The organism is Butyrivibrio sp. WCD2001 (assembly GCF_000424485.1).
Lineage (GTDB): Bacteria > Bacillota > Clostridia > Lachnospirales > Lachnospiraceae > Butyrivibrio.
Genome location: NZ_AUJZ01000001.1, coordinates 26773 through 51908 on the forward strand (window position 1 = coordinate 26773; position 25136 = coordinate 51908).

Below are 25136 nucleotides of genomic sequence, written 5' to 3' on the forward strand. Positions count from 1 at the left end.
GTCCCTATCTTTCGAGAAAGGCAGTGGTTCTTTTTTGTATATTATCCTGAAGATTAACAAAGAACAGGAAATTATCATAAAGATGAAGTGAGCCGGTGGGGAATATGGATAATCCTGCAGGATACTGATTGGTGTCAATTCCTGTGACGATCAAAGTACCTCTTTCGGGATCTATGTATGCGCCATAGGCACCAACTGTGCAGGAGGTTATCGCACCGGCAGAATCCTGCGTAACGCTGCCTTTATTGAGTTTTTTATCTGCCACTTTGCTGTCTGTTCTCCAGTTTAACGGATTGATGGAGAGGGCTCTTGTTCCTTTTGGAGTGATGATACTGTCTGTTACATTCCCGTCTTCACAGTCATAGCTTATTACAACGCCTGTATCAAGCTCACCTGTGGCAGGCTTTATCTGAGGGTACTTCTGTACCATATCCTCTGTCATATTCCAACCGATTGCATATACTGCAACAAGGTTATTTCTAAGAGCGGTTGCCCTTTCACTATCTCCTCCATAATATTCCTGAAGAAGTCTGTAGCACATATCTGCGCCCTGTGAAAAGCCAGCAAGGATTATAGGTCTGCCGTTATTCTTGTGCTCAAGATAATATTTGAAGGATGCCGAAACATCTATATATGCATTGGCAAGTATCTTCTCCCTGGTTATCGGATCATATTCATAGGCTTTCAAAGCGGCCTGTCTGTAATAGGGTGCATACAGTTTTGCGGTATATGCATAGAGGGCCTGCTGTTGATTCATGGCATTTCTGAAGCTCTTTTTATATCCGGGCGTAATCGCCGAATTGATCTCACTTTTAACATCTACTGACGGTGCAACTATAAAGACGTCAACAGGTTTGTCATCGCCGATACCATCATATAGCCAGTTGCTGCTGTCTGCGTAATTAAGCGGACTGGTAAAAGGAAGGACGTTGACATTTTCAGCTGCTGTAACTTTTATATTGGCAGAAATAATAAATGATAGTGCTAGAACACATGAGAAAAGTGTAGAAAGAAACTTCTTTGCTGTAACCATTTTTCATCCTCCTGACATATGACAATTATTATTGCGAAAGTATATGAGACTATGGATATATTATGAGCCTTTTATTATTAAAATACTTTGATTTTATAAAATTTTAATAAAGTATTTATCATAAAAACGATAAATTTAAGGAGCTAATCAGGCCTGCGTGTTGTAAAATTAATTTGTTACAGACAACTCTAAAAACGGGATGATTATTATGAAAGAAACCATTAAAATTTCCGATAAATTCACTCTGAAAAAAATGATTCTGTTTTCACTTCCCTGTATTGGAATGCAGCTGGTTGATAACACTTATCAGGTTGTCGACGGCTATTTTATTTCCAATTTTCTCGGTGAGGAAGTATTCGCTGCCGAAAATATGATATTTCCGCCTCTGGCCCTTTTGATGTCTTTGGGACTTGTGGTTGGAGCAGGCGGAAGCGCTATTATTGCAGCTTTGCTCGGAGAGGGAAAGGACGAAGAAGCAAGGCAGACATTGTCCATGCTCAGTATTTTTCTTCTTATTTTTGGTACTATCGTGTCTGCGGTGGCATTTGTGTTCATGACACAGATCGCGAAAATAGTAGGTGCAACTGATGAACTTGTTCCGTATTGTGCTGCATACGGAAGAATACTGGCAGTTTTTATGCCTGCGGAGATGATGAATTATGCCTTTCAGGAGTACCTGGTTACTGCCGATGAGGGAAGGCTTGGACTGATTGTTTCTGTGGTGAATGCTGTAACTAATATAATACTTGATTTCCTGTTCGTGGGAATTTTGGGGTTTGGACTAACCGGTGCTGCTGTTGCAACGGGCATTGCCTGGTGCGTCAGCCTGGTTGTGGCGGTTCGCTATTTTGTTGATAAAAAGCATAACCTTCACCTCACTTCATTTAAGATTCATGTGAACTATATCGGACAGGCTCTGGGCAACGGATCCTCTGAGATGGTTGATGCTGTTTCTTATGCAGTTGTTGCTATTATTTTCAATAAGCGACTCATTACTCTTCTTGCAACAAGAGGCGTTTCTGCTTATGCCGTTACGGAATATGTAACCGGAATATTCTATGCTGTATTTATGGGCTTTGGTATAGCAATGATTCCTGTCTTCGGTTATAGATTTGGAGAGAAAAACTATGATGAGCTTACAAGGCTTCGTAATGAGGGAATAAAACTTTCTTTGATCTGGGGTAGTATTATGCTGGCGATATCTATGGTCTTTAGCCCTCTGATTTCACAGATATTTGTGGGATATGATACGGTTCTTGCAGATATGTCCACTTATGCACTCAGAGTTTGCGGAGCGGCATTTCTCCTTTCCGGAGTAAATATGTTTTCATCATCATTTTTTACAGGAATATCGGATGGACTTTCGTCTGCGATTATTGCTTTTACAAGAAGCTTCTTTATGCCGATAGTACTGGTTTATCTGCTTCCTTACTTATTTGGTAAAGACTCGATATGGTACACAGCTCTGGTGGCGGAAATTATTACTATCGTAATAGTGGTTATTCTAAATAAAACAAGATATAGAAAAGATATATCTGTATAACAGCTGGGAAATATGTAACGAGTCAGAAAAATGTAAAGATCGAGAGGTGCTGATAATGACAAAAGAGTATTCCGAAATGGTTTTTATTCCTGATAAGATCAAACAAAATGCGCAAAGTATACCTGATCAGACAGCTATTATTGCCAAGGATAGGATACTTACATACAGAAACCTTGATGAATTATCTGATAAGGCGGCTTATGGGATTCTTTCAAAGTGTGGTGAGATGGAAGAGGGTACCCCTATAGGACTTCTTCTTGACAGAAAATCTTATGTTTTCCCACTGGAACTTGGGATAGTTCGCGCCGGATTTGCATATATTCCAATGACTGATGAATACCCGGAAGAGAGAATAGCCTATTGCCTGAAAAATGCCGGTGCCGGGGTATTTATAACAACCAAAGAAATTCTTGACAGAAAAGATGAACTTAAGGATATGGATTTTCAAGTTCTCTTTGTTGAAGAAATTTTATCCTACGAAGGAGAACCTAAGGAACTTCCGAAGATAAAGGGAGACAGACTTACTCATATCATTTATACTTCAGGCTCTACGGGGGTGCCTAAGGGTGTAAGAAATACTGCCTACGCAGATGCGTATATAGTAAACACAAAGACAGGAGATTGCCCGATTTTTGAATATTACAATTTCAAGAAGCTTACTATGGCCGTGACCCAGATATCGTTTGTTATGTCGCTCTTAGACTATGCGATACTATATAACGGCGGAAGTGTCCTTTTTATTCCTGAAGAAGATTACAGGGATATGGAAGTGCTTGCCTCAAAGATGCTTGAATATGAGGTTCAGAGTGTTTTTGCTACGCCATCTTTTATTAAAACTTTTCTTGATGTAAAGGGAACAAAACCTGCTCTGGCAATTCTTGATATTCTGTTCCTGGCTGGAGAAGTCATGGATGAAAGTGTAATGGAGCCTGTCTTTAAGATCAATCCCTGGATTCACATAATTAACGGATTTGGCGCCACGGAATTAAATGGAATTTCCGTATGCAAGCTGTTTACCTCTGAGGATAGGAAGATAAGCATAGGAAAACCTCTGCCTATGGCTACAGCTTATATTGTAGACAGCAAAGGGGATAATCATAATCAGCTAAGAGTGGATGAAAACGGTGAACTTCTTGTTGCTTCACCTGCAGTTACTGTCGGATATCAGGGGAATAATGAGAAAAATAAGTCTTCATTTACGGTACTGGACGGAGAAAGATACTACAAAACAGGAGATATTGCATTTAAGGATAGTGCGGGGGAATACCATCTTGTCGGAAGAAAAGATGATATGGTTAAGCTCCATGGGCAGAGAATAGAACTTGGAGAAATTGAGAGCGTATTGCGTGAGTTTGAGGGAGTTAAGCAGTGTAAGGTCCTTATGAGAAATAACGGGGCAGAGGATTTCCTTGCAGCCTTTTACACAGCTAAAGAGGAGTATACAAAAAATACACTTTCGGATTTTTTGAAGGTCAAACTTCCTGTTTATATGGTTCCTTCTGCTTTTGTCTATCTTGATGAAATGCCGCTTAATGCAAACAAGAAGATTGATCGTGTCAAGCTTCTTGAGATGCCCATTACAGTTAACAGAAGTGATTATGTTGCTCCGGAGACGGAACTTGAAAAAAAGATATGCAACCTGTTCGAGACTGTTCTAAATATGGATGGTCTTGGAAAGAATGCGGATTTCTTCGAATATGGAGGCACGTCTCTTAGTGTAACGAAGTTTTTATCCAAATTATCTGAAGAGGGATATTCTGTTTCATACGGCGATGTTAATGAACATCCCACTCCGGGGGAACTTGCTGATTTTATAGAGAATTCCGGAGACAAGCTAGGTATTCCACAGCTTGACAGGGATGAATATCCTCTTACGAAAACTCAACTTGGAATTTATCTTGAAGGAATTACGGGAGGGAATAAAGAAACATATACTATGCAGTATATGATGGAAGCGGCCCCTGAGATTGATGAGAACCGGATTATTGATGCCGTGCACAAGCTCTTCGATGCTCACCCTTCGATGAAATATATGATCAGATGCAGGGAAAATGAGCTTCCATATTCTGAGTTTGTTCCTGATGCCAAGGTGGAAGTACCTGTATTTGAAGGAAAAGATGAGGACAGACTTACATTTTTAAAAAGCTACATGCCGGTGGTTAAGGTACTTGATAATCTGCTGTTTAATTTTGCTGTTTATAAGAGTGAAAAGTGCTGCTATCTGATTCTTAGGACACACCTTATTGCATCGGATGCAACATCTATTAGTCTCATTATATCAGATCTTAACAGGGCTATTCATGGAACTGAGCTCCAAAAGGATGGATTCCTGGTTCAGCAGGCAGGCTTATATGAACAGTTGCTTCTTCAGAATGGTGCTCATGATAAGGCAGCAGATTATTATAAAAAACTATTTGCCAAAATGGATGGAATCGATCCGCTTGCAGGAGACCTTAACCATCCTCTTACGCCCGGTGTCAGTCAGAACTACAGATATGAACCAGATACTCTTAAAGCAGAGACAGTTAAGAAATTCTGCCTTGAAAATCAGATAAGTGAAGGCGCCTTTTTCATGGGTGCTATGGCAATCCTTCTTGGAAAGTATTTATATTCCGACCAGGTTTCTTTCTCCATGGTTTATAACGGGAGATCATTAAGCGAAATGGAGAATACAATAGGCACTCTGATAAAGAGAATTCCTGTATACGGAGATCTTACCGGGGATAAATCCGTAAAAGACTTTCTGTCAGATGTAAGTAAACAGATCTTTGCCAATATGAGCAATGATATTTATTCGTTTGATGAGGTGTTAAAAAACTGTCCGGTAAATGAGGATGTGGAGCTCATTTTCCAGGGGGATCTTTTTACGGATAAGATGGGAAAAGACGGAGGAGAACAGCTCCTTAAGAGCAATTCTTACTTTATGGAACATTACCATACAGGCATGGTCACAGGCTGCATGTCGATTCAGCTGTTTTCTACCGATGGCTTCTACAACATGACTATTGAGTACAGAAATGAGAAGTTCTCCGAGAAGTGGATAAAGATCTTTGCCGATCATCTCTTTATTGTGGCAAAAGGGCTTCTTGAATGTGAGAATATCGGCGATATCGTGATGATGAGCGATGCCGAAAAAGAGAAGATTTCAGGATTTAATGAGACGGCTTTTCCTATTGAGTTTGTACCTGTGCATGAGCAGATTGCTGCCTATGCCAAGAAGTCTCCTGATAAGAAAGCGGTAATCTGTAACGGAAAGTCCCTTACTTTTAAAGAACTGGATGTGTTATCGGACAGCATCGGATGCTTCTTATCAGGCCTTGGAGTGGGAAAAGATGTGCCTGTGGGAGTTCTCCTGGATAGGTCGATCGATGTCTATGCCCTTGAAAATGGAATATTAAAGGCCGGTGGAGCTTTTGTGCCTTTCATTCCTGAGTATCCTGATGAAAGAATTGATTTTTGCATGAAGGATGCTGAGATTCCTATACTGGTTACATCCGGGGAAATTAAAGAAGCCAGGGAGGGGCTTTGTGACAATGGATACAAAGTGGTAACTTTTGAAGAAATAATCGAGGCCGGTACCGGGAATGTTAATAAGGGTGCTTTCACTCCGTACAAGTCCGATAGACATGACCTGGCATATTGCATTTATACCTCCGGATCCACCGGGAGACCTAAGGGGGTAATGATTGAACATGGAAATATTTTCAATTACTGCCACAGAAATGAGAAGTCCGTTGAAATAATGAACTATGCTGATGAGGGCAGGGTATGTCTTGCTCTGGCATCATTTTCCTTTGATGTTTCCGTGGTTGAGCAGTTTGTTCCGCTTACTAACGGCAACACGGTAGTGATTGCAACTGAGGATGAGATACATGACCCTGAGCTTTTCGCAAAGCTTGTTAATGAAAATGGTGTAAACGGTATTACCTGCACTCCTACATATCTTTCAAGCCTTCTTGGGATACCGGTATCAAGGGATGCTATTAAGAATCTGACTTTCTTTGACATAGGCGCTGAGGCATTTCCTGCTCCTTTGTACGACAACCTCAGGAGCCTTCGAGATGATAGCGTAATATTGAACGTTTACGGACCTACAGAGTGCACTATGGGATGCTCTGCAGATGTTGTCGATGATCCCGCAAATGTAACGATAGGTAATCCTATAGCTAATACAGCCTTTTATATCTTTGACAAATTCGGAAATGAGTTGCCTGTAGGACTTAGAGGAGAACTGATCATAGCAGGTGACCAGGTTGGACGCGGATATGTGAATCTTCCCGAGAAGACTGCGGCTGCATTTTTCGAGCATAAGGGACAGAAGGCATATCACAGCGGTGATCTCTGTTCCTGGGCGGATAATGGTAAGGTTCGTATATTCGGAAGAATAGATAATCAGATCAAGCTTCGCGGCTTTAGAATCGAGCTTGATGAAATTGAGAAGGTCATGTCCGAATTTGCAGGAATTAAGGCAGCAGCTGTCAGGGTAATTAAGACGGGTGGCAAGGAATTTCTGGCAGGTTATTATTCCTGCGAAGTGGCAACCGGTGCAGACTCAGAGAACGGACCGGATATTGATGCATATAAGGAATTTATAAAGGGGAAACTTCCGGAATACATGGTTCCACAGGTATTCAGGCGGGTTGATGATATGCCGCTTACGGTTAACGGCAAGATTGACAGAAAAGCTCTGCCAGTTCCTGATGCTTCCGAGCTTCAGGCTGAATATGTCGCTCCCGAGAATGAGGTTGAGAAGAAGCTATGCGAGGCATTTGAGAAGGCTCTATCGCTTGAGGCAGGCTCTATCGGTACGGCGGATGATTTCTTTGAACTTGGCGGAGATTCGTTAAAGGCGATGGCGGTTCTTTCGGAGGTTGCTATAGATGGACTTACCGCAGCTGACATTTTCCAGAAGAAGACTCCGAAGGAAATAGCTCTTGTTGTTAATTCCAGAAGTTCGATGGGAGACCCTGTAGAAATTGACGACAAGGCGAGAACAAAGACCTATGGTTTGTCTTCAATGCAGATTAAGATGGTTGATTATCAGCTCTATAATCCCGGTTCTTCGATGTGGAGCAACATGCATATACTGGTTCGATTTGGTAAAGAAATCGATGCCGATAAGTTATGCGATGCTGTTAACACGGCTATCAGGAATCATCCGGGCTTGTGTGTTGTTTTTGAGTACAATGACGATTGTGAGCTTCAGCAGAGATATGATCCTTCAATCTTTTCGGGAGTGACTGTTGAACATATTGAGGAGAGTGATATAGGCGGACTTGCTAAGACGCTTGTCGTTCCTTTTAGGAAAATCCTGAAATCCTGTTTGTTTAGAACAAGAGTATTCAGAACCGGTGAGCATAGCTACTTCTTCCTGGATGTTCATCACCTGCTTATGGATGGAGGATCACTTGGCGTGCTCCTTCAGGATGTGACAGATGCTTATTATGGAAGGGAGCTTAAAAGAGATTTCTATTTTACACTTCTTGAGAATGCAGCACTTGGGCGTGAAAAGGGAATCTACGATGCTGACAGGGAATATTTTGAGGCTCAGTACGGAAAGAATGCTGAGGGCTTTAAGATAATCGTTACACCGGATCATAAGTCCAATAAGAATTCTTCTGCCGGAAGAATGGTGCGTCTTGATTTTGATGCTGAGCAGGTCAAAAAGGCAGAGGAGAAATGGGGAGTTACTCATTCGTGTATGGCTATTACAAGCGCACTTGTAGCTTTGTCTGAGCATGAAAAAGAAGATAAGGTAATGTGCAACTGGATATATAATGACAGATTGTCTCCTGAAGCGGAGCATGCCGTAGGACTTCTTATTAAGAACCTTCCTGTGGGTGTTGATGTTTCGAAGTATGATAATCCGTCAGACCTACTTTTTGAAGTTAAACGCCAGATCGGAGAGGGCATAGCTCATTGTTCCTATGACTATTTCACGGGCTTTGATTCAGCATTTAATTCCGATCCAATGGAGGTCAATTTGCAGCTTGGAATTAATGCGGATGAGCTCGATGAACTGGGACCGGAATTCATTGAACTGGAGGATCCGTATTCTGCTGCCAGTGCACGCCTAGAGCTGGAACTTCTTGAGAATGAATATGGTGACGGCGGTTTTGATGCGGAACTCGAGTATGTGGAAGAGATATTTGATAAAGAAAATATTCTGACTTTCCACGATCTTTATGTGAAGATACTAGAGTCGATGGTGAAAGCTTAAATATTCAAAAAATAATGGGGCTGTTTCATCTGAAACAGCCCCTGAAATTATGTATTCAATATTCAGTTGTCAGTGTATGTTATTTCTTAAGAGTCATATATGTTTCGCCCTTGTGGTAGAAATACAGATAAGTTGAACTTGATCTTGTAATCTTACCATTATCTTTTCTGAAGGAAAGAACATAAACATAATAATCCTTGTTCTTCTTGAACTTCTTATTCTTATTGTCTTTAGACAAGGTTGCCTTTGTCTTGTCCTTGCCGTTTATTGTCTTTACCTTCTTGTAAGTGCCGTTTCTCTTTGAGCCGATATAAATTTCATAACCATTAGCACGAGGTTCTTTTTCCCATTCAAGCTTAAGCTTGCTGCCTACTACGCTAATAGCATATCCGTCATCGTTTTCCTTGAGCATCGGCTGACCGAAGCATCTGTAGGTCTCTGACCATTCACTGAAAATTTTGCTGTTATTAGTATCTAAAACATAAGAACGAATTGTAACATCAAGCTTTGTTGCGTCATCGTCGCAGTTATAGGTACATGTTTTCTCTGTTGTTTCTTTCGTTACCTTATCAACGCCGTCGTTAAGAATAAGCTGGAATCCGGCTGCATTTCCGTCACAATCCCATGAAAAGACTGTCTTTTCATCAGAAGCTCTCCAATAGTCCTGTCTTATATTCTTCGGTACGGCAGGGAGAGTTACTGCAACAACAGTAGCATGATCGTCGAATTTTTCATTGTCGGTAGAAACCTGAACCAGTATTGTATATTTTGTGCCGGGTGTAAGGTTCGGGATGGTGCATGTATTGGTCGTTCCAACAGTAGTTGGAGTAACTGCAGCCAGTTTCGTGGTGGCATCCTCAACGCTTGTACCAATACCTAATTTGTAATAATAGGTAGTTCCTGCAGTAGGTGCTTGCCAGGATACGGTAAATGAATTTGCGGTTCTGGATTCAACCTTTACAGGCTGGCTGTAAGCGGCTTTTGCCTTAACGGCAGGAACCAGCAGCAATGAGAGCATCATTGCGAGAGACAAATACTTTAATAGTTTCTTCATTTAGTTCTCCTCCTCATAGGAAAAATTTTATTTTATAAAATTCATTATAACACGAATAATTTATAAATAATTCTAAAAAAATGCTAAACTTTTAACGCCAATTGCTAATTATAATGGATGTATTTCCGTTTATAATTTTTTCATATTTATAATAGGTGGAAGAGACGGTGATAATACATTATAATTTTATCGTTGACAACTGCGGATTATATGCTTATAATACCAAGAGTGTGTTGAAAAATGCTAAATGACCATTTATGGTTCATGATATGAACGCTGTAAGGAGGTGTTACCGAATGTCTATCTGCCCGAAGAATAAGTCTTCCAAGGGTCACAGAGACCAGAGAAGAGCAAACTGGAAAATGACTGCTCCCACACTGGTTAAGTGCAGCCACTGTGGCGCGCTTATGCAGCCTCACAAGGTTTGCAAGAAATGTGGCTACTACAACAAGAAGAGCGTTGTGGTTAACGAGGATTGATTTTAATTATTTAAGCATATTTGGCCCGAGATCATTTTGGTCTCGGGCTTTTGCTATATGTAAAAGTTTTTTATAATTCGGTTCGTTGCTTTTTTTATATTTATTTAGTAGAATTTTTATGGATTATTTAAACTTATTTTTTATGCGGAGCCTTTTTTGTTGTCGTGCGTATTTTGCACGACAGTACAAAAACGGACATCCGACAAGATTTAGTCAGATATAAACCGTGGTATATAGAGGAGGAATTATGGCTGAGCTTGTAAAAGTGGCGCTGGATGCCATGGGTGGCGACAATGCACCCGGAGAGATAATTAAGGGCGCCGTGGATGCTCTTGAGGAATCTGACAGACTTAAGATTTTTTTTGTGGGAAAAGAGCAGATAATTAAGGATGAACTCTCTAAATATACTTATGATGAGAGCAGAGTCGAGATAGTAAATGCAGAGGAAGTCATTGAGATGGCTGAGCCTCCGGTTATGGCAATAAGAACTAAGAAGGATTCTTCTATAGTTAAGGCTATGTTCCTTGTAAAACACGGTGAGTGTGATGCATATGTTTCTGCCGGAAGTACTGGTGCGACACTTGTCGGCGGTCAGGTTATTATAGGAAGAATTAAGGGGGTTGAGAGATCACCTCTTGCACCGCTTATTCCTACAGAGAACGGAGTGTCTCTTCTGATTGATTGCGGTGCCAATGTTGATGCCAGACCTTCTCATCTTGTACAGTTTGCAAAGATGGGTTCGGTATACATGGAGAATGTTTGTGGGATTAAGAATCCCAGAGTCGGAATCGTAAATATCGGTGCTGAGGAGGAGAAGGGCAATGTGCTTGTTAAAGAGACATTCCCACTTCTTAAGAACTGCCCGGACATCAACTTCATCGGCTCTGTTGAAGCAAGGGATATTCCCTACGGCGTTGCTGATGTAATAGTATGTGAGGCTTTTACCGGTAATGTAATACTTAAGATGTATGAAGGCGTTGCAACTGCGCTCCTCAAAGTAGTTAAGAAGGGACTTATGAGTTCCTTAAGAGCAAAGATTGGAGGACTGCTTATTAAACCGGCTCTCAAGGATGCCTTGAAGGACTATGATATGAATCAATACGGCGGTGCACCTATGCTTGGACTTACAGGACTTGTTGTTAAGACCCACGGAAGTGCCAAGGCCGTAGAGGTTAAGAACAGTATTCTGCAGTGTGTAACCTTTAAGGAGCAGAATATTGCCGAGAAAATCAAGGAATCTATTTTGTCAGATACCTGATGTATAAAAAGTACTTGTAAAGGTACCGTGAATAGTATTATAGTTTTAGAACACAGATATGATATGCGTTTTTTATCGCATAATAATATGTAAAAAGGATGGAAAAGTTATGGAATTCGAAAAGCTTAAGGAAGTAATTGCCGGCGTACTTAATGTTGATGTAAATGAGATCACTATGGACTCAACCTTCACTGACGATCTAGGAGCTGATTCACTCGATGTATTCCAGATCATCATGGGGATAGAGGACGAGTTTGATGTGAAAATTGATGCAGAACTTGCAGAGAAGATCACAACAGTAGGCGAGGCGGTTGAGCTTCTGAAGAAAGCCAGAAATGAAGGCTGACAGACAATAATAACGACAATCAGGTGATATGGAGCAGAGCCCGCGATGTTTGCTTTGCGTCATATCACTTTGTTTGTTTAAGGAGAGAATATTATGATAGGCGAGAATGAACTTAACGAATTACAGGAGAGTATCGGATATCATTTTAAGGATAGTAATCTGCTTTTACAGGCGCTTACACACAGCTCCTATGCAAACGAGCAGAAGATAAATAAAAGGGGAGATTACGAGAGGCTTGAGTTCCTCGGAGATGCTGTACTTGAACTTGTTTCCAGTCACTATCTTTATAAGAAATACCCGGATAAGAAAGAGGGCGAGATGACCAAGATGAGAGCATCTATGGTCTGTGAGCCTGCGCTTGCATATTGTGCGAGCAGTATTCACCTTGAAAAATACCTCATTCTCGGAAAGGGCGAAGAGGCTACCGGCGGAAGATACAGGGAATCCATTATTTCTGATGTAATGGAAGCTATTATAGGTGCTATTTATCTCGACAGCGGAATTAAAGCTGCTAAAGCTCATATTGAGAAATTTATACTGGACAATCCCGAAGAGAAGCAGATTTTTTATGACAGCAAGTCTGTGCTTCAGGAGATGGTGCAGAGAGACAACGGTTTGGAACTTCGCTATGAAATTTGTGGCGAAAAAGGGCCCGAGCATGATAAAATATTCGAGTCTGCGGTCTACGTGGGCGATAAAAAATTGGGAGAGGGGTCAGGACGTACCAAGAAAGCGGCTGAGCAGAAGGCTGCATATCAGGCTATCCTGGAATTGAAAAAAGAGTAACATGTATTTAAAAAGCATAGAAATTCACGGCTTTAAGTCATTTGCAAATAAGATAAAACTGGAATTTCACAACGGAATATCAGGAATTGTCGGACCTAACGGTTCGGGTAAAAGCAATGTCGCCGATGCTGTCAGATGGGTTCTCGGAGAACAGAGAATCAAGCAGCTTCGTGGCGGCACTATGCAGGATGTAATCTTTGCGGGAACGGAGCTGAGGAAACCCCTTGGCTACGCTTATGTCGCTATAACGCTTGATAATTCGGATCATGCGCTTCCTATTGAATATGATGAAGTAACTGTCTCCAGAAGGCTTTACCGCTCAGGAGAGAGTGAATATATGATAAACGGCAACTCATGCAGACTTAAGGATGTTAATGAGCTGTTTTTTGATACCGGTATCGGTAAAGAGGGATACTCTATTATCGGACAGGGCCAGATTGACCAGATTTTGTCCAGTAAACCCGAGGACAGACGTAATCTATTTGATGAGGCTGCAGGTATTGTTAAGTTTAAGTCCAGAAAGGATACTGCTATCAAGAAGCTGGAGCAGGAAAAGCAGAACCTGACCCGAGTGAATGATATCCTTTCAGAACTTGAGAAACAGGTTGAGCCACTTGAGAAACAGTCAGAGGTTGCAAAGGTTTACTTAAAACATAAAGAAGAGTTGAAGACTCTGGATGTAAACATGTTCCTTTTGGAAAATGCGGCACAGAAGAAGAATCTCGAGGAGTCTGAAGAGTGTCTAAAGATTGCGACCAAAAATCTTGAAGAAGCAAAGGAAAAGTATGAAGATACAAAGATTAAGTACGAGCAGATTCAGGAAGAACTGGAAGCTATTGATCATGATATCGAAGAAGCAAGAGCAAAGATTACGGATACTTCTGTAAAACGCGAGAAGCTTGAAGGCCAGATCGGTATTATGAATGAGCAGATCAGATCTGCTACAAGTGATGCTGAACATTTTGAAAAAAGAAAAGCCGATGAAGAGCTTAAGATTTCCGAAAAGGAAAAGGAAAGAGATAAGGTGCTTGTCGTAAAGGGCGAGATAGACAAGGAACTGGAAGTCCTTTCCGCAGACAGACAGGAAGCAAGAAAAAAACTTGATGGTATCGTTGCGAACATTAGCGAGATAAATAATGAGATCGAGAACTGCAAGAGCAGGATAATCGAGACATTGTCGGAGCGTTCGTCAATCAAAGGTAAACTGAGTTCTCTTGATACCAGACAGGAACAGATAAATATCAGAAAGGCAGAGCTTACCGGAAAGCTTGTTAAGGCGCGTTCCGATGAGTCCATGCAGGAAGAAATAATCAAAAAGCTTCAGGCCGAGTTCGATCAGATTACGGATGAAATCCGTAAAATGAACATGAAGCAGAAGGATTCGGAGAATGAGCTTGCGGGTATAAGAGATAAACTCTCCGCAAAGGATTCGAAGCTCCGTGATGCACAGAACCTTTATACGCAGGAAAAGTCAAAGCTTGAAACATTGAGTAATCTTACCGAACGCTATGAAGGCTACGGCGGAAGCGTTAAGAAGGTAATGGAGAAAAAGGACGACAATCCTGGAATCATAGGTGTTGTTGCCGATATTATAAAGACTCAGCCCAAGTATGAAACGGCTATAGAGATAGCACTGGGCGGTAATATTCAGAATATCGTAACCGATGATGAAGAAACCGCAAAGGATATGATTGCTTATCTGAAAAAGACCAAGGCCGGAAGAGCAACTTTTCTTCCACTTACAAGTATTCGCGAACCTCAGGAGTTCAAGGCACAGGAAGCCCTAAGCGAAAAGGGTGTTCTCGGTATGGCGGATGAACTTGTTGAGACAGAGGACAGATACAGAAGTGTTGCGAAGGCAATGCTTGGAAGAATTGTTGTTGTCGATACAGTAGACAATGCGGTTTTAATCGCAAGAAAATACAAGTATACCATCAGAATGGTTACACTTGAGGGTGAACTTCTTGTTCCCGGAGGAGCCATAAGTGGTGGTACCTTCAGAAATAACTCCAATCTCCTCGGAAGACGCAGAGAGATGGAGGAACTTGAGAAAAATATCAAGAAGTGCAAGGAGGATATCGCTCTTTTCCAAAAGGAGATAGAGGATACCAAGAAGCGCAGAAATGAGCTGAGAGTTATCGTTGAGGAGACCAGAACTTCTCTTCAAACTAAATTCATAGAGCAGAATACAGCCAGAATCAATGTTGAGAATGAGAAGGAGAGACAGAATCAGCAGAAGGGTAATTACTCAGACCTGAAGGAAGAGAGCGCGTCAATCGAGAAGCAGATTATCGATATTGATGGTGAGCGTGAGGAGTACAAGAAAGCTCTTGAACTTTCTGAAAAAACCGAGAAGGATGAATCCGAGAAGGTTACTCAGTATCAGGCTAAGCTTGAAGCCTTGCATGCCGACGAAGAGAAAGAAGCTGAGAATGTTTCTTCCTGGGATATCGAATATGAGAAGATTTTGCAGAAGGAGACCTTTGAACAGCAGAATCTTGATCGTATAAACAGTGAGATAGCTACAGAGAAGGCGGCTCTCGATGAAATTCTTGCATCAATAAAAGAAAATAACGAGATCCTCCAGCAGAGGAAGAAGGACATCGAGGAGATAAAGCTTACAATTGAGAGTTCCAAGGATGTTCAGTCCGATGTAAATAAGGAGATGGAAGAGAAGCGTGCAAAGAAGGAAGAACTTACAGCTTCTCAGAAGAATTTCTTTAAACTTACAGAAGAACTGAATCAGACGATGAACGGACTCGATAAGGAAGTTACAAGACTTGGTGCCAGATGTGAGAGAGCAAAGGAAGCTATAGAGACTCAGATCAACTATATGTGGGATGAGTATGAGATAACATTAACCGATGCATCCTCCATGAGAGACGAAAGTCTCACCGATATGTCTGCGATGAAGAAGCAGATAGGCTCGTTAAAGGATGCTATAAGAAAACTCGGTGATGTTAATGTTAACGCCATTGAGGATTACAGAGTGCTCATGGAGAGATATACCTTCATGAAGACACAGCATGATGATCTTGTTACAGCCGAGCAGCAGCTTCGCGAGATTATTTCCGAACTCGATGAATCCATGAGAAAGCAGTTCATGGAAGAGTTTACAAAAATACAGTCAGAGTTTGACAAGGTATTTAAAGAAATGTTCGGAGGCGGTAAGGGTACGCTGGAACTTGTTGAGGATGAGGATATCCTTGAGGCTGGAATCAGAATCAATGCTCAGCCTCCGGGAAAGAAACTTGTTAATATGATGCAACTTTCCGGTGGTGAGAAGGCACTTGCTGCAATTGCGCTTCTGTTTGCAATTCAGAATCTGAAGCCGTCACCTTTCTGCTTGCTTGATGAGATTGAGGCGGCGCTTGATGAAAATAACGTAGTTAGATTTGCACATTATCTGCATAAGCTGAAATCAACCCAGTTTATTGTAATTACCCATAGGCGTGGTACAATGGAAAGTGCTGACAGACTCTATGGTATAACCATGCAGGAGAAGGGTGTGTCGACACTTGTAAGTGTTAATTTGATTGATAAGGAGCTGACGGATTAATGGCAGGTGGCTTTTTTTCAAGGCTTTCAAATGGCCTATCAAAAACTAAAGAAGGTGTTGTAAAGGGAATAAATAATGTCCTTAGCAACTTTTCAACTGTGGATGAGGATTTCTACGAGGAACTTGAAGAGACTCTCATTATGGGAGATATCGGAGTTAATGCTACCAGCAGGATTATGGACAAGCTCCGCGAGCAGGTCAGGGATAATCATATAACAGATACCTGGGCATGCAAGACACTCCTTGTATCCAACATCAGAGAGCAGATGAAGACTGATGACGATACCTATAAGTTTGAGGAAGATAAGACAGTTATTTTTGTTATCGGAGTAAACGGTGTCGGTAAGACGACATCTGTCGGAAAACTTGCTGCTCATTTCAGAAAGAAAGGCAAGAAAGTACTTGTTGCGGCTGCCGATACCTACAGGGCAGGTGCTACTGAGCAATTAAGACAGTGGACAGACAGGGCCGAAGTTCCGCTTATTTCCGGAAAAGAGGGAGCGGATCCCGCCAGTGTAATCTATGATGCTGTTGCTGCTTTCAGGTCGAGAGATTGCGACATTCTTATGATTGATACGGCCGGAAGACTTCATAATAAGAAGAATCTGATGGAGGAGCTTGCCAAGATGAACAGGATTCTTGACAAGGAGCTTCCCGGAATACATAGAGAAAACTTTATTGTTCTTGACGGCACAACCGGACAGAATGCTATATCGCAGGCGAGAGAGTTCGGTGAGGTTGCTGATCTTACCGGAATAGTTCTCACTAAGCTTGATGGTACGGCAAAGGGCGGAATAGCAGTTGCTATTGTGTCAGAGCTTAATATTCCGGTTAAATATATCGGCGTCGGTGAAGCTCTAGAGGATCTTGAGAGATTTAATTCCGACCAGTTTGTAGATGCATTATTTTCATAAGGAGAATGGACATGTCTGAGAAAAACGAAAGCCTGACGCTTCCCGCATTCGAGGAAGCGTATGAGGATGTTAAAAAGGTAACTCTTGAAACAAAACTTATTTACAGTGACTATTGGAGCGCTGCCACAGGCAGTAAGGTCTATTTAAAGCCTGAGAATCTCCAGAGAACCGGGGCATATAAGGTTAGAGGTGCTTATTACAAAATATCTACAATGTCTGAGGATGAGAGAAAGAAGGGGCTCATCACTGCATCAGCAGGTAACCACGCGCAGGGTGTGGCTTATGCAGCAAAGAGCTACGGAGTAAAGGCTACAATCGTTATGCCTACTTCAACTCCTCTTATCAAAGTGAACAGAACAAAGGCTCTCGGCGCAGAGGTCATTCTTCATGGTGATGTATATGATGAAGCCTGCGAGCATGCACTTAAGCTTGCGGATGAGCATGGATATACCTTTGTTCATCCTTTTGATGACCTTGATGTGGCAACAGGTCAGGGAACCATTGCTATGGAGATAATCAAAGAACTGCCTACAGTGGACATGATTCTTGTTCCCATCGGAGGTGGCGGACTTGCAACAGGTGTGGGTACCCTTGCGAAGCTCCTTAATCCCAAGATAAAGGTAATCGGTGTTGAACCTGCAGGTGCTAACTGTATGCAGGAGAGCCTTAAAAACGGTAAAGTTACAACTCTTCCTACAGTTAATACAATTGCTGACGGTACTGCGGTTAAAACACCCGGCGAAAAGATATTCCCCTATATCCAGCAAAACATTGATGACATAATTGCTGTTCCGGATGAGGATCTTGTCGTATCCTTCCTTGATATGGTTGAGAACCATAAGATGGTTGTTGAGAATTCCGGACTTCTTTCCGTTGCAGCGCTTAAACAGCTTGATGTTAAGGATAAGAGGATTGTCTGTGTTCTTTCAGGCGGAAATATGGATATCATTACAATGAGCTCTGTTGTCCAGCAGGGACTCATTATGAGAAATCGTATATTTACAGTTTCAGTTCTTCTTCCCGATAAGCCGGGACAACTTGCTGCAGTGGCAGAGGTTATAGCGAAGACCAGTGGAAATGTAATCAAACTCGAGCACAATCAGTTTGTATCGATCAACAGAAGCGCAGCTGTTGAACTGCGTATTACTTTGGAGGCATTTGGCAGCGAACACAAGGAACAGATTATAAAGATCCTTGAAGAGCATGGTTACAGGCCGAAGCTTGTTCGCACAATTATTTAATTTATGGCATATGTAGAAAAGATTACCAGAAAAGGTACGGATTATCTCCTTATTACGTTCGGAGCATTCTTATACGCAATAGGGACCAGTCTGTTTAATGATCCTAATAATATTGCGCCCGGTGGTCTTACCGGTGCAGCTATCGTTCTGAACAGAATTGTGCCTATAGGAACGGGTGTATGGTTCATGCTTATGAACATTCCTATTCTTTTTCTGGCAATCTATAAATTTGGAATAAGATTTACGATTTCGACTGTTTACGCTACGGTAGTCAATTCTATTTTTACGGATCTTATCGCAAGATATGCGTCGGGGATTATCGTTAAGGATGTAATTCTCGGTGTGATATTCGGCAGTATTTTTGTTGCCGTAGGAATCGGTATTACATTTAAATGCCACGCGACTACGGGCGGAACGGATGTTATAATAAAGATACTTAGAATTAAGTATCCTCATATCAAGACCGGTGTGCTTTTCATGATGATAGATATATTTGTTGTGAGCTTTGCCGGTGTTGTTTTAAGAGATATAAAAGTTGTTCTGTATTCATTCCTTGCTGTAATGATAACATCCTATGTTATCGACTTTGTTCTTTATGGTCGAGATGAAGCTAAGCTTATTTATATTATTTCGGATCATACAGATAAGATCACATCCAGACTTCTTAAGGAACTGGATGTCGGTGTAACACATGTTTTCGGACAGGGTGCTTACAGTGGCGAAAATAAGAAGGTTATACTCTGTGCTATAAAAAAGAGACTTTCTCCTATGGCGGAGGATATAGTCCGTGAGGAGGATCCTGATGCATTTATGATAGTTACAAGTGCGTCAGAGATATTCGGTGAAGGCTATAAGAGCTATTTTGATGAGCGGATATAATACTTATGAAGAAAACTGAAAATACCAAAAACAACAGCAAAATGGTTAAGAATACCAAGAATCTGATTTCGGTTATTTTCCTCAGCCTTGTGAGTCTTTTGGCGCTGTCGACCTGTATCGGACTCCTTCTTAGCAATGCTGCGATAAGAAGACAGGCTGATGCATCGCAGAGTGAGCTCGACGCGCTTGAGACGGAGGGCTATTACACTACTGCGAGAGCCAACCAGCTTATCGATCAGGCTGATGCAAAGGCGCGTAAGGAAGAAGGAGACAGGCTCAGGGACATCTTCAGAGGGAAGCTCGAAGAGGGCGATAGAATAGGTGCTATAAGAACCCTCTATCCTGATGAAATAATTACCGAATATGCGGGGCAGTATTATTTTACTCCTATAGATGAGTCGCTTCCCCTAAGTCCGCTGACAGAGGAGGATTTTCAGCTCCTTGAAGACGGAACTGTAAAGTATATAGGAACGGATGAGAGTCTGTCTATTACTAAAGGAATTGACGTTTCCAGAACCCAGGGCGATATTGACTTTTATAAGGTTAAATCCGAAGGCATAGATTTTGTAATGATAAGAGTGGGACTTCGCGGTTCTGTCGAGGGCACTATTCTTGAAGATGACTATTTTAAGACAAATATAAAGAATGCTCAGAAGGCCGGACTGGAGGTCGGAGTTTACTTCTATTCACAATCAATTGATGCTGATGAGGCTGTGGAAGAGGCGGAATACGTCTTAAAACAGATTAAGAATTATGAAATTACTTACCCTGTGGCACTTGATCTTGAACAGACAAATTCATCGGATGCCAGGACCTCAAAGCTGACAAAGCAGATTTATTCGGAAATCGCCGATGCTTTTTGCGAGAGGGTAAAAGAAGAAGGATATACTCCCATGATAATGGGCGGTATAAGGACTTTTACAGAGTTCCTTGAGCCGGTATCGCTGGAAAAATATCCTGTATGGGTATCCTATTATGGATTCCCCCAATACTATCCTTATGACTATAGGATGTGGCAGTTTTCAAGAAATGGCGTTATTGATGGTATTGAAGGAGAGGTAAACTTGGATTTTTGTGTTATCCGTAAAGAATAAATGAAAGTAAAGTAAAAATACTTGACACTTTAAAATATATGCGATATTATATGCTTCGTGCGTATAGTATCGCATTTTTTGTATTGTTTATTATCTGTTTGGAGATACAATGGAGAGAATTGTTGAACAGGGGCTTTTGTATGACTTTTACGGCGAGCTTCTGACTGATCATCAGAGAAAAGTATATGAGGATGCGGTCTACAATGATCTTTCCCTTGTGGAGATAGCTGAAGAGTATGATATCAGCAAGCAGGGAGTTCATGACCTTTTAAAGAGATGCACCAATTCTCTTGAAGGATATGAGAAAAGACTTCACATGATCGAAAGAACAGACAGGATCAGACATCAGCTTGATGAGCTTGCGGGTGCTGCTTCTGACAAAGAACTTAAGGATGATGAACTTAGAGCGGTTGTCCTTAAGGCAATAGAATCAATTACAGAGGAGCTGTCATAACATATGGCATTTGAAAACTTATCCGATAAACTGCAGAATGTATTCAAGAATCTGCGCGGCAAGGGCCGTCTGTCGGAGGAGGATGTCAAGACTGCCATGAAGGAAGTCAAGATGGCACTTCTCGAGGCGGATGTTAACTTCCGTGTGGTTAAGTATTTTGTTAACAAGGTTCAGGAGAGAGCTGTCGGTGAGGATGTTTTAAACGGACTGAATCCTGCGCAGATGGTTGTCAAAATTGTTAACGAAGAGTTGACTGATCTTATGGGATCTGAGATCACAGAGATCCAGTTCCAGCCCGGTAAGAGCATCACTGTTATAATGATGTGCGGTCTTCAGGGTACAGGTAAGACGACTACCGCAGCCAAGATAGCAGGCAAGGTTAAGCTTAAAGGTAAAAAGCCTCTTCTTGTAGCCTGTGATATTTACAGACCGGCGGCTATTGATCAGCTTGAAATCAATGCCAAGAAGCAGGAAGTTGATTTCTTCTCCATGGGGACGGATGTCAGTCCTGTAGAAATTGCTAAGGCTGCAATAGAACATGCTGAGAAAAATAATGAAAATGTGGTAATTCTCGATACTGCAGGCCGACTGCAGATCGATGAAGATATGATGCAGGAGCTGGTGGCAATTAAAGAAGCAGTCACTGTTCACCAGTCACTTCTTGTTGTTGATGCCATGACAGGTCAGGCTGCTGTAGATGTAGCAGTTCAGTTCAATGACAGAATCGGCATCGATGGAATCGTCCTCAGTAAGATGGACGGTGACACTAGAGGTGGTGCGGCACTCTCTGCAAGACAGGTTACAGGCAAGCCTATTCTTTATGTTGGTATGGGCGAGAAACTCTCAGATCTTGAGCAGTTTTATCCCGACCGTATGGCCAGCAGAATTTTGGGAATGGGCGATGTGCTCAGCCTCATCGATAAGGTTGTAGAGACCAATCGTGAGCGCGATGAAGAAAAAGAGCGCGAGATGGCCTCCAAGATGAAAAAAGGTAAGATCGATTTTGAGATGTACCTTGAGTCCATGAAGCAGATGCGAAATATGGGTGGCCTTGGAGCAATTATGGGAATGCTTCCCGGAATGGGTAAGATCGGAGATGATCAGCTTCCCGATGAAAAGCAGCTTGCCAGAATGGAAGCCATAGTACTTTCAATGACACCGGCCGAGCGTAAAAATCCGAAGCTCATGAACCCTCAGAGAAAATACAGAATAGCTAAGGGGTCCGGCAATGATATAGCAGATGTAAACCGTTTCATCAAGCAGTTTGATCAGATGCAGAAGATGATGAAGCAGATGCCCGGACTTATGGGGAAAAAGGGCAGACGCGGACTTGGCGGTTTAGGTGGCCTTGGAAAGGGCGGCTTTGGTAAGTTCTTTTAAACAATTAGTTATGAGTATCCTGTAAGGATTTCATATAGACACATGATGATTGCGGAGAAATTCGTTTATCATAGTTAACATTTTTATTTATTAAATGGAGGATTTTAAAAATGGCAGTAAAAATTAGACTTAAGAGAATTGGTAAAAAGAAGGTTCCTTTTTATCGTATCGTTGTTTCTGATTCAAAGTTCCCTGTAAACGGAAAGTTCATCGAGGAGATCGGAACTTATGATCCTAACACAGATCCCAGCACATGCAAGGTAAATGAGGAACTTGCAAAGAAGTGGCTTGCAAACGGTGCTCAGCCTACAAATGTTGTTAGCAAGATCTTCAAGCAGGCAGGTATTAAGTAATCACTTTTTAACTAGGGGAAAATTCATGAAAGAATTGGTTGAAGTTATTGCAAAGGCTCTGGTTGAAAACCCTGATGAGGTCGTTGTGAATGAGAAAAAAGACGGCCAGACCATTGTTTTGGAGCTACACGTTGCACCTTCTGATATGGGTAAGGTAATCGGAAGACAGGGACGAATTGCAAAAGCAATCCGCTCTGTTGTTAAGGCTGCATCAACCAGAGAGAACCTTAAGGTTGACGTTGAAATCGTCGATTGATATGACTATGCCCGGGGCTGCAATTACAGCTCCGGGTATTTATTTTTCTATGGAGAGTTATGAACTTTTATATAATGACATTATTCCCGGAAATGGTAATGGATGTACTTAATACAAGCATATTAAAACGTGCCATGGATAAGGGAATAATCACAGCAAAGGCAATAAACATCCGAGATTATGCAGACAACAAGCATAACAAGGTTGATGATTATACATATGGCGGCGGAGCAGGAATGCTGATGCAGGCACAGCCAATTTATGACTGCTATCAGGATATATTGAAGTCTATAAGAGAAGATAAGCCTGATTCGAATCCGAGAGTTATATATGTTACGCCTCAAGGGGAGGTTTTCAGTCAGTCAAAAGCGAGAGAACTTTCCTCGGAGGAGGACGTTATTTTTCTCTGTGGCCACTATGAAGGAATAGATGAGCGTGTGCTTGAGGAGATAGTCACTGATTATATTTCTATAGGTGATTATGTGCTCACGGGAGGTGAGCTTCCGGCCATGGTAATGATTGATGCTGTGGCAAGACTTGTTCCCGGAGTTCTTAACAATGATGAATCTGCGGAGACGGAATCTTTTGATGACGGACTTCTTGAATATCCTCAGTATTCAAGACCGGAAATCTGGATGGATAAGAGGGTTCCGCCGGTTTTACTCTCGGGTAATCACGCGAATGTAGATGTATGGCGTTTTCAGAAGTCGCTTGAAAGAACAAAAGAGCGAAGACCGGAACTTTACGACAAATATGTAGAGGAACATCCGGAGCAGTTTACACCCAAAGCGATAAAGAAGAGAAACAAGATTCTTGATAAAATTAAGGAGCAGACATGACAGAATATTTTCAGGTTGGCGTAATTGCCTCGACACATGGACTTAAGGGTGAAGTTAATGTTTTTCCTACCACACAGGATCCGGAGAGATTTCTTGATCTGAAAAAAGTAATCCTTGATACCGGAAGAGACGGAAAAAAGGAGCTTACGATAGAGAGAGTTCGTTTTAACAAAAAATTCGTTATCGTAAAATTCAAGGAATTCAATGATATTAATGAGGTTGAACGCCTTAGGCAGAAACCGCTTATTGTTCGCAGAGAGGACGCCATTCCCTTGGAAGAGGGTGAGTACTATCTTGCGGATCTCGAAGGAATGAAGATTGTTGATGAGGATGGAAAAGAGCTCGGTATTTTGCAGCAGGTTATTCAGACCGGTTCCAATGATGTTTATGAAATGAAGCGCACCGATGATCCTGATGCAGAAACAGTCATGATTCCGGGAATTAAAGAATGCGTTAAGAATATTGATATAGAAAACGGGATTATGACCATACACGTAATGGATGGTTTGTTTGATTGATGATCGGGCAAGTGCTGAAATGAAATTAGCGGTTAAGCTGTGCAGGTGGTATAATTATTGTAGCTAAATTCATAAGGAGGAAGCGGTTATGGTAGATTATACTGAAGGTGCCGGATATCAATATCATATTCATCTTAAAGAAGGTGATGTGGGCCGGTATGTTATTTTGCCGGGTGATCCGGGAAGATGTGAGAAAATTGCGGCCTATTTTGATGATGCGAAGCAGGTTGCTTATAACCGTGAATATAACACCTATACCGGTTATCTTGACGGAGAGAAAGTAAGTGTTGTTTCGACCGGAATAGGAGGAGCATCAGCATCTATTGCAGTAGAGGAACTTCACAAGATAGGTGCAGATACTTTTATAAGAGTTGGAACCTGCGGTGGAATGCAGCTTGATGTCATGGGCGGAGATCTTATTGTCGTTAACGGCGCTATAAGAGCGGAAGGAACGTCAAAAGAATATGCGCCGATTGAATATCCTGCGGTTGCTACATTTGATGTAACACAGGCACTGAAGGAGTCTGCCGAGAAACTTGGCATAAGACATCATGTCGGTGTTGTTCAGTGTAAGGACGCTTTTTACGGACAGCATGAACCTGAGACAAAGCCGGTATTTTATGAGCTTGAGAACAAGTGGGAAGCATGGAAAAGATGTGGATGTCTTGGCTCTGAGATGGAGTCCGCAGCACTTTTTATTGTTGGACAATGGCTTCGCGCAAGAACGGGTGCTGTAATGCTTACAGTTGCCAACCAGGAGAGGGCTAAGGCCGGGCTTGATAATCCTCAGGCACATGATACGGATGCGGCTATCCGGGTAGCTATAGAGGCACTAAAGAAGCTGATTGCCAAAGATAAAGCTTGACTTCGCGAGCAAAATTATGGTATTATTTCATAGTTGCGAAAATGACGGTCCTCTGGTACGCATTT

At 41.9% G+C, this 25136-nt stretch carries 20 protein-coding genes; 18 read left to right on the forward strand and 2 right to left on the reverse strand.

The genetic code is table 11. The annotated features are described in order from the left end of the window. Positions 1–4: 4 nt before the first annotated feature. Positions 5–1033, reverse strand: coding sequence for a DUF3089 domain-containing protein (locus tag G630_RS20090; RefSeq protein WP_049946019.1), 1029 nt, complete (start codon positions 1031–1033; stop codon positions 5–7). Between the two features lie 208 nt (positions 1034–1241). Between G630_RS20090 and G630_RS0100125 the strand changes: the two genes are divergently transcribed. Then, positions 1242–2576: an MATE family efflux transporter gene (locus G630_RS0100125; RefSeq protein WP_026497374.1), complete on the forward strand. Its 1335-nt coding sequence runs from the start codon at positions 1242–1244 to the stop codon at positions 2574–2576. 55 nt (positions 2577–2631) lie between these two features. Next, on the forward strand, positions 2632–8796 hold the full coding sequence (locus G630_RS0100130) for a non-ribosomal peptide synthetase (RefSeq protein WP_026497375.1): 6165 nt from the start codon (positions 2632–2634) through the stop codon (positions 8794–8796). A gap of 79 nt (positions 8797–8875) precedes the next feature. On the opposite strand, the gene G630_RS0100135 is transcribed toward G630_RS0100130, so the two are convergent. After that, positions 8876–9850, reverse strand: a complete 975-nt coding sequence (locus G630_RS0100135; RefSeq protein ID WP_026497376.1) for a fibronectin type III domain-containing protein — start codon at positions 9848–9850, stop codon at positions 8876–8878. Positions 9851–10146: 296 nt separating this feature from the next. On the opposite strand from G630_RS0100135, the gene rpmF reads away from it, so the two are divergent. The 16 genes from rpmF to udp all read left to right on the forward strand — a co-directional run bounded on the left by rpmF (position 10147) and on the right by udp (position 25071). Then, positions 10147–10329 (forward strand): 50S ribosomal protein L32, encoded by a 183-nt coding sequence (gene rpmF / locus G630_RS0100140; protein ID WP_022760225.1) that lies wholly within the window; start codon positions 10147–10149, stop codon positions 10327–10329. Positions 10330–10576: 247 nt separating this feature from the next. Further along, complete coding sequence (gene plsX, locus G630_RS0100145; protein ID WP_026497377.1) at positions 10577–11587, forward strand: phosphate acyltransferase PlsX; 1011 nt, start codon at positions 10577–10579, stop codon at positions 11585–11587. A gap of 109 nt (positions 11588–11696) precedes the next feature. Beyond that, the gene (gene acpP / locus G630_RS0100150; RefSeq protein WP_022760223.1) at positions 11697–11933 is read left to right on the forward strand and encodes an acyl carrier protein; all 237 of its coding nucleotides are present in this window, start codon (positions 11697–11699) and stop codon (positions 11931–11933) included. A gap of 93 nt (positions 11934–12026) precedes the next feature. After that, positions 12027–12719, forward strand: a complete 693-nt coding sequence (rnc, locus tag G630_RS0100155) for a ribonuclease III (protein WP_022760222.1) — start codon at positions 12027–12029, stop codon at positions 12717–12719. A gap of 1 nt (position 12720) precedes the next feature. Then, positions 12721–16278: a chromosome segregation protein SMC gene (gene smc, locus G630_RS0100160; RefSeq protein WP_026497378.1), complete on the forward strand. Its 3558-nt coding sequence runs from the start codon at positions 12721–12723 to the stop codon at positions 16276–16278. Continuing rightward, a complete protein-coding gene (ftsY, locus tag G630_RS0100165; protein WP_022760220.1) occupies positions 16278–17192 on the forward strand; it encodes a signal recognition particle-docking protein FtsY in 915 nt (304 codons plus the stop codon). Before smc ends, ftsY begins: the two co-directional genes overlap by 1 nt. A gap of 11 nt (positions 17193–17203) precedes the next feature. Then, positions 17204–18433 carry a threonine ammonia-lyase gene (ilvA, locus tag G630_RS0100170; protein ID WP_022760219.1) on the forward strand — a complete coding sequence of 410 codons (1230 nt, stop codon included), beginning with the start codon at positions 17204–17206 and terminating at the stop codon, positions 18431–18433. A gap of 3 nt (positions 18434–18436) precedes the next feature. After that, positions 18437–19312 (forward strand): YitT family protein, encoded by an 876-nt coding sequence (locus tag G630_RS0100175; RefSeq protein WP_022760218.1) that lies wholly within the window; start codon positions 18437–18439, stop codon positions 19310–19312. Between the two features lie 5 nt (positions 19313–19317). Further along, complete coding sequence (locus tag G630_RS23145; RefSeq protein WP_049946020.1) at positions 19318–20406, forward strand: glycoside hydrolase family 25 protein; 1089 nt, start codon at positions 19318–19320, stop codon at positions 20404–20406. Between the two features lie 109 nt (positions 20407–20515). Continuing rightward, positions 20516–20860 carry a YlxM family DNA-binding protein gene (ylxM, locus tag G630_RS0100185; RefSeq protein WP_026497379.1) on the forward strand — a complete coding sequence of 115 codons (345 nt, stop codon included), beginning with the start codon at positions 20516–20518 and terminating at the stop codon, positions 20858–20860. Positions 20861–20863: 3 nt separating this feature from the next. Beyond that, positions 20864–22240 (forward strand): signal recognition particle protein, encoded by a 1377-nt coding sequence (gene ffh, locus G630_RS0100190; protein ID WP_022760215.1) that lies wholly within the window; start codon positions 20864–20866, stop codon positions 22238–22240. A gap of 110 nt (positions 22241–22350) precedes the next feature. Then, positions 22351–22593 carry a 30S ribosomal protein S16 gene (gene rpsP, locus G630_RS0100195; RefSeq protein ID WP_022760214.1) on the forward strand — a complete coding sequence of 81 codons (243 nt, stop codon included), beginning with the start codon at positions 22351–22353 and terminating at the stop codon, positions 22591–22593. A 25-nt stretch (positions 22594–22618) separates the two neighbouring features. Further along, complete coding sequence (locus G630_RS0100200) at positions 22619–22849, forward strand: KH domain-containing protein (RefSeq protein ID WP_022760213.1); 231 nt, start codon at positions 22619–22621, stop codon at positions 22847–22849. 59 nt (positions 22850–22908) lie between these two features. Then, entirely contained in the window at positions 22909–23688 is a 780-nt protein-coding gene (trmD, locus tag G630_RS20100) for a tRNA (guanosine(37)-N1)-methyltransferase TrmD (protein WP_044958358.1), read from the forward strand. After that, positions 23685–24206, forward strand: coding sequence for a ribosome maturation factor RimM (rimM, locus tag G630_RS0100210; protein WP_022760211.1), 522 nt, complete (start codon positions 23685–23687; stop codon positions 24204–24206). Before trmD ends, rimM begins: the two co-directional genes overlap by 4 nt. A gap of 88 nt (positions 24207–24294) precedes the next feature. Beyond that, on the forward strand, positions 24295–25071 hold the full coding sequence (udp, locus tag G630_RS0100215; protein WP_022760210.1) for a uridine phosphorylase: 777 nt from the start codon (positions 24295–24297) through the stop codon (positions 25069–25071). The last annotated feature ends 65 nt before the right edge of the window (positions 25072–25136 follow it).